The 13,256-nt window shown below is 58.7% G+C and carries 10 protein-coding genes and 1 tRNA gene; 5 read left to right on the top strand and 6 right to left on the bottom strand.

The window, feature by feature from the left end; all coding sequences use genetic code 11:
* Window positions 1–232: 232 nt before the first annotated feature.
* Entirely contained in the window at window positions 233–2,974 is a 2,742-nt protein-coding gene (locus H8S56_RS17475; protein ID WP_024685565.1) for a beta-glucosidase, read from the top strand.
* A gap of 42 nt (window positions 2,975–3,016) precedes the next feature.
* Here H8S56_RS17475 and H8S56_RS17470 read toward each other — a convergent pair whose 3' ends face one another.
* The 3 genes from H8S56_RS17470 to H8S56_RS17460 all read right to left on the bottom strand — a co-directional run bounded on the left by H8S56_RS17470 (window position 3,017) and on the right by H8S56_RS17460 (window position 5,468).
* Entirely contained in the window at window positions 3,017–3,664 is a 648-nt protein-coding gene (locus H8S56_RS17470; RefSeq protein WP_024694527.1) for a TetR/AcrR family transcriptional regulator, read from the bottom strand.
* Between the two features lie 82 nt (window positions 3,665–3,746).
* The gene (locus tag H8S56_RS17465; RefSeq protein ID WP_187519317.1) at window positions 3,747–4,922 is read right to left on the bottom strand and encodes an MFS transporter; all 1,176 of its coding nucleotides are present in this window, start codon (window positions 4,920–4,922) and stop codon (window positions 3,747–3,749) included.
* A gap of 6 nt (window positions 4,923–4,928) precedes the next feature.
* Entirely contained in the window at window positions 4,929–5,468 is a 540-nt protein-coding gene (locus H8S56_RS17460; protein WP_187519316.1) for a GNAT family N-acetyltransferase, read from the bottom strand.
* A gap of 104 nt (window positions 5,469–5,572) precedes the next feature.
* Between H8S56_RS17460 and H8S56_RS17455 the strand changes: the two genes are divergently transcribed.
* The 3 genes from H8S56_RS17455 (at window position 5,573) to solA (ending at window position 9,974) form a co-directional block, all read left to right on the top strand.
* A complete protein-coding gene (locus tag H8S56_RS17455) occupies window positions 5,573–6,463 on the top strand; it encodes a LysR family transcriptional regulator (RefSeq protein WP_187519315.1) in 891 nt (296 codons plus the stop codon).
* 276 nt (window positions 6,464–6,739) lie between these two features.
* Entirely contained in the window at window positions 6,740–8,323 is a 1,584-nt protein-coding gene (locus H8S56_RS17450; protein ID WP_187519314.1) for an aldehyde dehydrogenase (NADP(+)), read from the top strand.
* A 475-nt stretch (window positions 8,324–8,798) separates the two neighbouring features.
* Entirely contained in the window at window positions 8,799–9,974 is a 1,176-nt protein-coding gene (solA, locus tag H8S56_RS17445; RefSeq protein ID WP_187519313.1) for an N-methyl-L-tryptophan oxidase, read from the top strand.
* 6 nt (window positions 9,975–9,980) lie between these two features.
* On the opposite strand, the gene H8S56_RS17440 is transcribed toward solA, so the two are convergent.
* The 3 genes from H8S56_RS17440 to H8S56_RS17430 form a co-directional block, all read right to left on the bottom strand.
* Window positions 9,981–10,364, bottom strand: a complete 384-nt coding sequence (locus H8S56_RS17440) for an AprI/Inh family metalloprotease inhibitor (RefSeq protein ID WP_187519312.1) — start codon at window positions 10,362–10,364, stop codon at window positions 9,981–9,983.
* A 56-nt stretch (window positions 10,365–10,420) separates the two neighbouring features.
* Window positions 10,421–11,860: a serralysin family metalloprotease gene (locus H8S56_RS17435; RefSeq protein WP_187519311.1), complete on the bottom strand. Its 1,440-nt coding sequence runs from the start codon at window positions 11,858–11,860 to the stop codon at window positions 10,421–10,423.
* A 452-nt stretch (window positions 11,861–12,312) separates the two neighbouring features.
* Window positions 12,313–12,984: a Bax inhibitor-1/YccA family protein gene (locus H8S56_RS17430; protein ID WP_083181329.1), complete on the bottom strand. Its 672-nt coding sequence runs from the start codon at window positions 12,982–12,984 to the stop codon at window positions 12,313–12,315.
* A 122-nt stretch (window positions 12,985–13,106) separates the two neighbouring features.
* Between H8S56_RS17430 and H8S56_RS17425 the strand changes: the two genes are divergently transcribed.
* Window positions 13,107–13,194 (top strand) — tRNA-Ser (locus H8S56_RS17425).
* Window positions 13,195–13,256 lie beyond the last annotated feature (62 nt).

Genomic DNA, 13,256 nt, shown 5'->3' with positions numbered 1-13,256 from the left:
TGCGAATTCAAAGTGCCATCAACTAGTAGCTCATTGATGTCACTCTTCGTAATAAAAACCACAATAAAAAACAGTAGAAACTTATTTAAACATCCCTGAATCGCATCCCGTAACACCGGGATAAGACGCGATAGCGGATAGCTGTTGCCTGAATAAAACAAAACAGACACGCGCTCAATCGAGTGCCTGTGTGTCGGCAGTTTTTTTAATTAGAAAGTCGTTGGAGAGCCGTATGAACAAACGAAAGATGATGGGTGCACATTCCGCACTGGCCTTGCTGGCACTGGCCGTGTCGCAGGTCCATGCCGCTGATGCTTCCACGCTGCAGGCACGCGAAGACCGTGCTGAGAAAGCCGCACAAAAAACCCTGGACAAGATGACCCAGGAAGAGAAGCTGACCTACATCGGCGGTACCGGTGGCTGGGATGTGAAACCCCTTTCCAACTACGGCGTTCCGCAGATCCACGGCGCTGACGGTGGCGTGGGTGTGCGTTACACCAGCGAAGGCAACGCACAGGGCGTGGTCTATCCGTCCGGCCCTAACCTGGCAGCCACCTGGAACCCACGTCGCGCAATCGATCTGGGCCGAGCGTTGGGTTATGACACTGCCATCGGCGGCTACCAGTTCGTCACAGGTCCAGGCGTCAATCTGTACCGCATGCCTTATGGCGGCCGTGCGTTCGAATACCTCTCCGGTGAAGACCCGTTTCTCGGCGCCAGCCTGGCACCGGGCGTGATCAATGGTATCCAGTCTCGCGGTGTGTGGGCCAACGCCAAGCACTACGCGGCCAACGACCAGGAAAGCAACCGTTTCAACCTCGACCAGATCATGAGCGAACGCGTACTGCGTGAGATGTCGCTGCCTGCCTTCGAGTCCGCATCGAAGAACGGCAACGTCGCGATGATGATGTGTGCGTTCCAGAAGGTAAACGGCGACTTCGCTTGCGAAAGTGACCACTTGATTCGCCAGATCCTGAAGAAGGAATGGGGCTACAAGGGCTTCGTGCAGAGCGACTACAACGCCGTGGTACATGGCTTGAACGCTGCTCAGGCTGGCACCGACCTGGACATGATGGGCTACCAGATGAACAGTAAGGTGCTCAAGCCTTACCTGGACAGCGGCGAGCTCAGCGCTGCGACCATCGACGACAAGGTTCGTCGCATCCTCAAGCAGATCTATCTGTACAAGTTCGACAGTAAAACCCCGTCGACCGTGCACAACATGAACAGCGCAACCAGCAACAAGGTCGCACTGAACGCTGCCCGCGAAGGCATCGTGCTGCTCAAGAACCAAAACAACCTGCTGCCGCTGGACAAGCAAAAAGCCAAGCGCATCGCGGTGGTCGGCAACCTGGCCAAATACGCGCCACCTACCGGCTTCGGCAGCGCCAATGTCATGGCCAGCCATTACATCAGCGAGTTGAGCGGCCTGCAGCAGATGGCGCCCAACACCAAGGTCGAGTTCATCGATGGCCTGTCGCTGGACCCGAGCACCACGGCCTGGAGCAGCACTGACCAGACGGGTAAAGACACGCAGGGCATGAAAGTCGAGTACTTCAGCAACGCCGACTGGTCTGGCGACGCGGCTGTGACCCGTACTGAAAAACACGTCGACCTGGACTGGGCCAACGACAAGGACCTGCCGTTCGAAAGCAACACCTCAGGCTCCGACCCATACACCAGCAAAGGCTCGACCGCAGGTTCGCTCAACGGCGACACCTCTTCGACCTCGATTCGTTACACCGGCAAGATCACCCCGACCGAAAGCGGCGAGCAGGTGTTCAAGGTTCGTGCCGACGGCGCAGTGCGTCTGTGGGTTAATGGCAAGAAGATCATCGACAACGGTGAAGGCAAGCCACTGCCGGGCAACAGCATTCCGCCCACCATTCCTGAGTTCGCCAAGATCAGCCTCGAAGCAGGCCAGTCTTATGACGTGAAGCTGGAATACTCGCGCCGTGCCGGCTACCTGTCGACCATGGGCGGTTTGGTGGGCGTACAGATGAGCTGGGCGTCGCTGAACGCGCCACAGGATCTGTCGGCCTACGACGCGGTCGTGGTGGCAGTAGGTAACAGCAACGAATACGAAGGTGAAGGTTTCGACCACAGCTTCGATCTGCCTGAATACCAGAACCAGTTGATCCAGAGCATCGCCAAGGTCAACCCGAACACCGTCGTCACCATGTTCGGTGGCACAGGTCTGAAAATGAGCGACTGGATCGATCAGGTTCCGGCAGCGCTGCATGCCTTCTATCCTGGGCAGAACGGTGGTCAGGCCCTGGCCGAGATTCTGTTCGGCAAGGTCAACCCGTCGGGCAAGCTGCCGATCAGTATCGAACGCAACATCGAAGACAACCCGATCTACGCGACCTTCCCGAAATTCGACAACCAGAACTCGCTGGCCGAAATGAGCTACAAGGATGACCTGATGCTGGGTTATCGCGGCTACGAGAAGAAAGGCATCAAGCCGCTGTATCCGTTCGGCTATGGCCTGTCGTACACCACCTTCGGTTACAGCAATATCAGCGTGACGCCGGGCGTTGCGGTGGGCAACACGCCGATCAAGGTCTCGTTTGACCTGACCAACACCGGCAAGGTGGGCGGCTCGGAAGTGGCACAGCTGTACGTCGGTCAGCAGAACCCGAAAGTCGAGCGCCCGATCAAGGAACTCAAAGGCTACAAAAAGGTGTTCCTCAAGCCGGGTGAAAGCAAGCGCGTGACCATCGAGCTCAACGATCGCTCGCTGGCCTACTTCGACACCAAGACCAATCAGTGGGTAGTCGACGCCGACACCTTCAACCTGTCGCTGGGTGGTTCGTCGCAGGACATTCGCCTTAACGCCAAACTGACCAACTCGTTCCGCCAGGAACTGTCGACGACCACCAGTAACCCGCTGCCACGTTCAGCGCTGAACTCGGTGAACGTCGAGAAGCCACCGGTCAAGACCGGCGGCGTGTTCGATCAAACCAGCGAGTAAGCGCTCACGCAGTGACTGACTGAACCACGGACAGAACCAGGCTCAAGGACGAGCCCTTACTGCTGCATCGACCTGCGCAATGTAGGCATCGAAACTCTTGACCAGATCCACCCGCTCGGGAAAGCGCAACCACTGGATCTGCAAACCGTCCATCATCGACAGGATCTGCTGGATCAACACATCCAGGTCCACATCCGCCCTCACCTCGCCACGCTCTACCAATTCCGAAAACTGCTTCAGCAGGTGCGCGTGTATGCGCTCGTAACGCGTTTGAAACCATTCGTAGGCAGGCTGGTTGTCGAGCAGGCTTTCGGTATTCAGGATCGAGAAGGCGCGCACGACGCCGGGCGCAGTCGCATTCGAGCGATTGATCGCCTGCAAACCACCAAGCAGGCCGGTCAACGTGTTTTCTTCGGTACGCACTTCGGCTGCGATTCGTCCATTGACCTCGTCGCGGCGCTGGAGCACGCCCATCAGCAGAGAGATTTTGCTGGGAAAGTGGTGCAACAGCCCTGCGACGGAGATCCCGACGATGGCTGCCACTTTTGCGACCGAAGCGCCGGTATAACCTTCCAGCGAAAACACCTGCAAGGCCGCATCGAGCAGTTCTTCGCGACGTTTTTCACCTTTTGGCGCACGCCGTTGCCGGGTGACAACCGCGCCCGTTTCCCCAGGGGGTTGCTGTGTCATATGAGGTTCCTTCTTCAACAGCCGCGTACCCTACCCACTCAGGCTGAACCTGGCAACGGCATTGACAAGTGTGCGTACGAGGTCAAATCGGCACCGCGCGCCTGACGCAGCAGTGACGTTGCAGAATCAGCGCCAGCAACAGCGCGACGCAACTGATCCCGAGGGATAACCACAACAATCCGCAGTCACCCGCCACCTGTTGTACCCAGGCATAAAACCAGGGCGCAGCCGCCGAAAGCACGAAGCCTGGTGCCAACAGACGCCCCTGCAACCGCGCATAGTGATGATGCGCGAACAGCTCGAACGGCAGACTGGCACGCAGCAGCGTGCCCAACCCATTCATGGCGCCATAAAAGAAGATAAACAGGCAAGCCAGTACAGCCATTGCATGACTGTATAGCGCCATGACGAAACACAGCACCAACCCGGCCCCTACCCAGACGTTCAACCGCAACGCCGGCAGTCCTTGCCCCATGAGCCGGCTCATCAGCCGAGCACAGGTCTGCCCGACTCCCCATAACGCGACCCAGCCCACAGGCACGCCAAGACCTGTGAGCAATGCGGGCAAATGGGCTGACAACCCGGCCGACATGAAACCGATCAGTGTCATGCCCAAGGCGTAACCCAACGGGCGCAACCAGCCTGTCGTCCCATCAGGTCCGGGCACTTCATGGTCGTTTTTCAGAACAGAGACGGGCGCATCGGGCAAGCCACTCATCAGCAGACCGCCCAGCAGCGCGAAACAGGCATACAGCGCCACCGCGCTGCGCCAGCCCAGCGCATCCAGCAAGGCATGCCCCAATGGCCAGAACACGGCCGAGGCCAAACCGCCCAACAGGGTGATCTGGACCATCAGCGGTCGGGAGCGTGCGCCGATCAAGCCTGCGAGCGCAGCAAACAGCGCGTCGTAAAGCGACAGGCGCATGCCGACGCCCAACACCGCCCAGCCAAGAAGCCAGATCGACGGGCGTTCGCATACGGCCAGCACGCAGCACCCCAAGGCGGCGAGCAGGCTGCCCAACTGCAACACCTGACGGGCGCCCAGGCGCTGGATCAGCCATGAAACGACGGGAGACACAATCCCCATGACCAACAGCGCCACCGACAGCCCGGAAAACACCTGCTGCCCGCTCCAACCCATATCCTGGGCGATGGCATTACCAAATGCGCCCGGCAGGTAAAATGTGGTGCCCCAGAGGATCAGCTGTGCGCAGCCCAGCCTGAAAGCGACGAGCCGGGGCAAAATCGGGCTGCTCATGGTCGGTCAGACTGTGCGTTCGGCAGGTGCCGTCGACGCACCATCACCCAACGCCCGCTGCATCAGCACAGTATCCACCCAACGACCGTGCTTGAACCCGACCGACTCGAACACGCCAGCCCGGTGAAACCCAAGGCTTTCATGCAGGCGAATCGAAGCGGCATTTTCGCTGCTGCCGATCACTGCAATCATCTGCCTCCAGCCGCCCTGCTCACAGTACCGGACCAGATCGCCCAGCAGCGCCCGACCGATACCCAGGCCGCCCATTCCATCGCGAACATACACAGAGTCTTCCACGGTGAAGCGATAACCCGGACGAGGCCGGTAAGGCGTGACGTAGCCGTACCCGACCAGCTCGCCCGCGCGCTCGGCGACTCGGTAAGGCAGGCCGTTCTCAAGGACCAGCGAGCGACGTCGCAGCAACTCTTCAACGCTGGGCGGTTCAAGCTCGAAGCTGGAAATGCCATGCAGCACATGCTGGGCATAGATCACCTGAATGGCGGGCATATCGTCATCGCAGGCGTCGCGCAGGATAAAGGTCGTCATGGAAAAGCTCTTGGCGGGTGTTTGTGAATGACTGCAATGATGCGTCCAGCGCCATTATTAAAAAAGCTATGATTAATCATCCTTAGCATAAGAAATACTTTGCCATGCGCCGACTGAACCTCAACCACTTGCACACCTTTTCGCTGGTCATCGCCCATGGCAGCTTTTCGGCCGCAGCCGAACGCTTGCACCTGACCCAGCCCGCCGTGAGCCTGCAAATCCGGCAACTGGAGGATCACCTCAACTTGCGTCTGATCGAGCGCGTGGGCAAACGCCTCAAACCCACCTCGGCTGGCGAAGCGTTGCTGGGGCACATTTCGCGCATTGATGCCGTGGTCGAAGAGGCGTTGCTTGAGTTATCCAGTCATGCCGAAGGCATTGCCGGGCAAGTCGCCATCGGTACGGGCGCCACGGCCTGCATTCATTTGCTGCCGCCGGTATTGCAGACGTTACGTCGACGCTTCGCACAGCTGGACGTACGGGTCAGCACCGGCAACACCGACGGCATTCTCAAGGCCGTTGAAGAAAACCGGCTGGATCTGGCATTGGTGACGCTGCCTGCCTCAGGTCGCAGCCTCTGCGTCACGCCTTTGCTCGACGACGAATTCGTAGCGATTTTCGCCGACAGCTACCAGCCCATGCCCCGCGAGATAACGCCCGCACAGTTGAGCGAATTACCGTTGGTGGTCTTCGAAGCCGGGAGCAGCACGCGCCTGCTGATCAACGAGTGGTATCTGAAGGCCGGAATTCGCGTCAAGCCGGTCATGGAGCTGGGCAGCATCGAAGCCATCAAGGAGATGGTTGCGGCCGGGCTGGGCTACAGCATCGTGCCGCGGATGTCGGTCGCGGCGGTCCATCACCGACGCGGCTTGCAGGTGCACGCACTGACGCCGGGCTTGAGCCGCACACTGGGCATCGTTCTGCGGCAGGACAAACCGGTCAGCAAGGCACTTCGTCAGGTGCTTGACGCATTGGAGCACCTGAAAGGGTCATAACCACGGCCCATTATTCTGGCTCAAGCGTGCTGAAGGTCTATAAAGAGCAGCAGCACGGCAGGCGAGCCACGTAGCCGGGCAAACGCTGCCCGGCAGTTGCATCGGCAGCGATTCAAGTTGTACGATGACTGCCGACTTTCCAGAAGCTGGATGGCTGGCCTGCTTCAGCACCGCCAGCAAACCCCGAATACCGTAAAGCAACTCGGCAACCCATAAGGAGCGCAAGGCCCACGCAAACGGTGCCCGCCTCCACCTTCAAAACAACAGGAGATACCGATGCCTAACATTCTCGGCCAGAACTTCATCGCTGGCGGCCGCAGCGCACTGGGCCAAAGCCTGCAAAAAAGCCTGGATGCCACGACGGGCGAGGAACTGCCGTACAGCTTTCATCAAGCCACCGACGGCGAAATCGATGCCGCGGCACTGGCTGCCAAAAACGCTTTCCCTGAATACCGTCAACTGAGCCCGGCCCGCCGCGCCGAGTTTCTCGACGCCATTGCCGACGAACTGGATCAGTTGGGTGACGACTTCGTCGCAGTCGTCTGCCGGGAAACCGCTCTGCCGCAAATGCGCATTCAAGGTGAGCGCGGCCGTACCAGTGGCCAGATGCGCCTGTTCGCCAAAGTGCTGCGCCGTGGCGACTTCGTCGGTGCACGCATCGACCAGGCCCTGCCGGACCGCAAGCCACTGCCGCGCGTTGACCTGCGCCAATACCGCATCGGCGTCGGCCCGGTAGCCGTGTTCGGTGCCAGTAACTTCCCGCTGGCCTTCTCCACAGCCGGTGGCGATACCGCCGCAGCGCTGGCCGCCGGTTGCCCGGTGGTGTTCAAGGCCCACAGCGGTCACATGGCCACGGCCGATCTGGTCGCCAGCGCAATCATTCGTGCCGCTGAACGCACCCAGATGCCAAAAGGCGTGTTCAACATGATCTTCGGCAACGGCGTAGGCGAAGGCCTGGTCAAGCACCCTGCCATTCAGGCCGTCGGCTTCACCGGCTCGCTGAACGGCGGCAACGCCCTGTGCAAAATGGCTGCAGAGCGCGCGCAGCCGATCCCGGTCTTTGCCGAAATGTCGAGCATCAACCCGGTTGTGCTTCTGCCGGGCGCTTTGACAGCACGTGGCGAAACCGTCGCCAAGGAACTCGCGGCCTCGGTCGTGATGGGCGCAGGTCAGTTCTGTACCAACCCTGGCGTGGTGATCGGCCTGCGCTCCCCGGCGTTCTCGTCCTTCCTCGAACAACTGACCGAGCAGATGGGCAGCCAGGCACCACAGACCATGCTCAATGCCGGTGGTCTGCGCAGCTACAGCAAAGGCGTCGAGCACCTGCTGTCGCATCCGGGTGTCACTCATCTGGCCGGCAAACCGCAGAAAGGCAAACAGGCTCAGGCGCAGCTGTTCAAGGCGGACGTCAGCCTGTTGCTCAACGGCGACCAGCTGTTGCAGGAAGAAGTCTTCGGCCCGACCACGCTGGTGATCGAAGTCGCGGACGACGCGCAACTAAAAGAAGCGCTGCTGGCGCTGCGTGGTCAACTCACGGCAACCCTGATTGGTGAACCTGCCGACCTGACTCAATACAGCTGGCTGCAACCGCTGCTGGAAGAGAAAGTCGGTCGCATTCTGGTCAACGGCTACCCGACCGGCGTTGAAGTGTGCGAAGCCATGGTTCATGGCGGCCCCTACCCGGCTACATCGGATGCGCGGGGCACTTCAGTAGGCACGCTGGCCATCGACCGCTTCCTGCGCCCGGTCTGCTATCAGAACCAGGCTGACAGCCTGTTGCCGCCTGCCCTGCAAAACGCCAATCCGCTGGGCCTGCGTCGCCTGGTCAATGGCGAATGGAGTGAGCAACCGATCGTCTGACCGCTGAACCCGGTTGAACGCAAAGCGGCGCGCCCTGTGAAGAGCGCGCCGCTTTTTTGTGGGCGCTCGCAAAGTATTCGGGTAAGACGGGTTGTCGTGAAATGAATGCTGCCTCGAAAAAAATTTCCGTTTTGTGCGTGCAGTCGCGTGCAAACCCGCTATTTTGCAAAGAAGAAACAGCATCGTTGAGGCGCAACCCAGAGGCTGTTCACAAAATAACCACAACGCCACAGGCCACGCAGAACAAGGGTTTCAAAAAGTTACCCACAGACATACCCACGATTTCCGTGGACAACTTTTTGTCAAATCCCGACCTCAAAACCCGCCATAAGCGCAAGCCCAATTCTTCAATGCCCACGCCATCCGCACCCGGAATCAGCCTTTCGACACAGCGGAGCTATCCTTAGATGAAACTGGCTATTGCCACCCGGCAGGCATCCACGTGAAATAGCGTATTTTGCAAGGCGATCTGTCGATGGAGCAACGGTGTGAAGTGGCCGTCATTGGCCTTGGGGCCATGGGCGCGGCCACTCTTTATCAGCTGGCAAAAGCCGGCGTCGATGTGATGGGTGTTGACCGCCATGCACCGCCCCACACGCAGGGATCCAGTCACGGCGATACGCGCATCACGCGTCTGGCCGTCGGCGAAGGCCCGCAGTATGTGCCGCTGGTGAGGGATTCGCATCGTATCTGGCGTGAACTCGAGGCATTGTCTGGTGTGTCTCTGTTCGAACAATGCGGCGTGCTGGTCATGACCTCCAGCCCCACCTACGCCGCTGACGACCCCGAAGACTTCACTCACAAGACGATAGCGCTGGCCAAAGCCTACGGCGTTGAGCACGAAGTGCTGTCGGCAGGCGCCATCCGCGAGCGCTTCCCGCAATTCAGTCCGGTTCTGGATACCGCAATCGGTTACTTCGAGCCCGACGGTGGATTCGTGCGGCCCGAGCGCTGCATCGCCGTACAACTGCAACTGGCCAGCCAACTGGGCGCTCGCGTGCACACGAACGAGACCGTGACTCGCCTGCAATCAGAAGGCCAGCGAGTGCGCATCACCACCCAACAAGGCTCAATCCTCGCCGACAAGGTCATCGTCAGCGCAGGCATGTGGTCGTCAGAGTTGCTGGGCGCACCCTTCACGGATCTGCTTCGGGTGTGCCGGCAAAAGCTGTTCTGGTTCGAGCTGCAGGAAAACGCCGTCTTCGCACCGGTGTCGCCCAGTTTCATCATGACCCACGGCCCGGGCGACGTAGACATCAGTTACGGCTTCCCGCCGCAGCCCGGCGAAGGCAGCATGAAGATCGCCACCGAGCAATATATAGCCAGCTCATCGCCCGCAGCGCTGAATCGCACCATCAGCGCCGAGGAAGAGCAGGACATGTTCCGCACACAGGTACAGGGCAAGGTCGCAGGCCTCAAGCCTGAGGTGCTCAAGTCGTCTGTCTGCGCCTACACCGTGACGCCGGACTGCCACTTCATCATTGATGATCATCCCCATCTGAAGAACGTGACCGTGGTGTCTGCCTGCTCTGGGCACGGTTTCAAGCATTCGGCGGGCCTGGGGCTGGCGCTGGCGCAACGATGCATCACAGGCCATAGCGATGTGGACCTCTCGGCGTTCAGCCTGACGCGTTTTGCTCAGGCTGATTGACGAGCTTCACTCAGCTACGCGTTCGAGGTTGAGCTGTTCTCCACCGGGCAAGCGTGCCTGATACAGCCGCTCGCTCAGACGATTGAAATGGATGAGGCCAGTGCCGTCCTTACCGATCAGTGCCAGCCCATCAGGCGTCGGCACCCAGCCGGTGGGCGTCTCCTTGAGCCAGCGTGTCGCACAGTCCGGATTGCCAACCGACGCTGGCTCGTCGGCGTTCAGAGACAACTCACAAGCCACTTGCCTTTGATCGCTGGTGAACAAACGCCACGTGCCACTCAACTCGGCAGGGCTTGGCAGCTTCAGACTCATGGCGATAGCAACTCCACAAATGCCTGTCGACAGGATCAACATCATCGACAGCCTGTATAAAAAGGTATGAATCTTCATGAGGGATACATCCAGCGTTGTGGAGAGCTCGACCGAGCCCTCCACAAACATGCAGGTTAAACCACGATGTCCGTCACGACAGCCTGACCTACCAAAGTGATCTGGAAGTCGCTCTGCCCCAGACCTGCGAAATCAATCGCAAGACTACCGGCATTGCTCGCCTGGTTGTAGCTCAGGATTGCCTCGCCAGCATGACCGCTGAAGCTGTTGACGAATTGCAACGACGTCAACGAAGAAATAGCCGAGACATCAATCTTGTCCTGACCGCTGACGAAGTCGAGGATGGTGTCCTGCGCTGCCCGACTGGAATCCGAAGCAGCCGCGAACACAAAGATATCCGCACCGGCTCCGCCCGTCAGGGTATCAGCCCCTCCTGCGCCATAGATGATGTCGTTGCCAGCACCGCCCTTGAGGTTGTTGGCTGCGGCGTTACCCATCAATAGGTCGTTGCCCGAACCACCAATAGCGTTCTCGATCAGCACGCCTTTGGCGATGGATACGTTGCCGACCATGCCACCGACGTCGGAAAACGACGCTTCGTTAAGGTTGATTTTCTGATTCTGAGTAAAGCCGGAGAAATCCAGTGTGTCCTTGCCGCCACCATCCCACACCGAGAACACCACTTTGGACGACGCAGACGTTGCCGTGTAGAAATCGCGTCCGGCATTGGAGTTGAACCCGTACACCGTGTCGCCGGCCCGGGTGCTCATGTTGGCGCCATAGAGTTGCTGGATCGCCGCGATGTCGTCCATCAGCGGTGCCGACGAGTAGACCGGCGTTCCGCCCTTGATGAAACTCTGATCGGTATTGGACTCACTCCAATAGCTCATCACGCTATAGCCACGCGTGTCTTCGGCGTACGACACATCGTTATAGGTCGGATTGCCTTCACCCGCGTTGTAATCGCCAGGATGCGACAGACCGAGGGAGTGACCGATTTCGTGGGTCAGCGTCTGACGGCCATAGTTACCGTTGTCCGGCGTTTTGTTGACCGTGTAGGCGTTGCTGGTGAGGTACCAGGACTGACCGTCGTAACGGCTGTTGCCGCTTGGCAGGTAGGCAAATGCCGCTCCACCGCTGCTGCCATCGCTGTAGTTGCCGAACGTCATGTGTCCATCGCCGCCGGAAGCCGCTTGGGTAAACGAGACCTTGGCGACATCGGCCCAGGACTGCATTGCCAGTACGGCCTGCGCTTTCTGCTGCGTGTTGAAGGCACTGAAGGTGCCCAATGCGCTGTCAAAGGTTGCAGGCCTGGCCGTGAGGAAGGTGTACGTGAGATTGATGACCCCATTACTGTCCCGATCAACCCATGCGGCATCGTCGCGCAGAATGTAATCGGCGGCCTGGTCGACCGAGTAGGAGGGTTTGCCGTTGATGATTAGGTTGCCGCCCCGGTCGTACTGATGGGCGAAGGTATCAATCTGGGTGAAGGCTGTGCTTGCTGTTGCCGCCAGTTGAATGGCTGAGGTAGCAGCGTTTACTACGTCGTTCGACATGACACTTCCTTGTTTTCAAGCAGGACAGATTGGATGCGACAGCCTCTCTCTGCAGCGAGAGAATCCTGTCACTCGCGGGTGAAGCGTAACCAAACTGACACACTTAAAAATACGGTGTCCAGACCCTCGTGTTGATGTCAAATCGCCCAAATCGAGAAAATGCCTACATCCATTGAGGAATACCCTGATAATTATTTTAGTGATATCTCGCAAAGCCATAAGCGATTGAAAGGATTGTAACAATCCTGATAAATATGACTAATCGGTCATCTTTTTTTGTGCCCGCACGGCCCTCCAGCCGAACGCATTCTGTCCCGTGGACTGCCCGCCCGATCAGGTCAGACAGATGAGCGCCGAACGCCAGAAACGCGAATGCCCCGACAAGTCGGGGCATTCGTTGAACGCTGGCGGTCGCGCTATGGAAGCGGACCGCCCATTAGCGCGGTGCGCAATCAGTCATCGCGGCTCATGATGCCGAAGATCTGCAACAGGCTGATGAACAGGTTGTAGATCGATACGTACAGGCTCACGGTCGCCATGATGTAGTTACGCTCACCGCCATGGATGATGGCGCTGGTCTGGAACAGGATGCAGACCGACGAGAACAGGACGAAACCTGCGCTGATCGCCAGTTGCAAACCGCTGATCTGGAAGAACAGGCTTGCCAATACCGCAGCCAGCAGGACAAAGAAGCCTGCGGTGATGAAGCCACCCAGGAAACTCATGTCCTTGCGGGTGATCAGCACGTAAGCCGACAGACCACCGAACACCAGAGCCGTCATTGCAAACGCCGAGCTGACCACTTCAGCGCCGCCGGCCATGCCCAGATAACGGTTAAGGATCGGGCCAAGCAGGAAACCCATGAAACCGGTCAGGGCGAAGGTCGAAACCAGACCCCATACCGAATCACGCAGCTTGTTGGTCAGGAAGAACAGACCGTAGAAACCGATCAGCACCACGAAAATATTCGGGTAGCCGACGCGCATCTGTTGAGCCACAAACGCCATGACACCGCTGAATGCGAGGGTCAGGGCCAGAAGACCATAAGTGTTGCGCAGGACACGACTAACCTCTAGCTGGTCGGCCTGCATGCCGGTTTTAAGGGCGTAATCCTGTTCGCGCATGGCGAAACTCCTTCCTGTTGAAATGTTGAGTTGCAAAGATCATAACAGAGGCGCTGCAACTGGCTACCCAGAGAGTTTGACAGCGTGTTTCATTCCGGTATTATGGCGCCCGCAACGAAAGTGGAGGTATGGCCGAGTGGTTTAAGGCAGCAGTCTTGAAAACTGCCGACTGTAACAGGTCCTAGAGTTCGAATCTCTATGCCTCCGCCATATTGAGTAGCGCAAAGCCCTGATTATTCAGGGCTTTGTCGTTTCTGGGGTTTGCGTTTTCA

The organism is Pseudomonas triticifolii (assembly GCF_014358015.1).
GTDB lineage: Bacteria > Pseudomonadota > Gammaproteobacteria > Pseudomonadales > Pseudomonadaceae > Aquipseudomonas > Aquipseudomonas triticifolii.
This window is presented reverse-complemented; position numbering and strand designations above follow the sequence as displayed.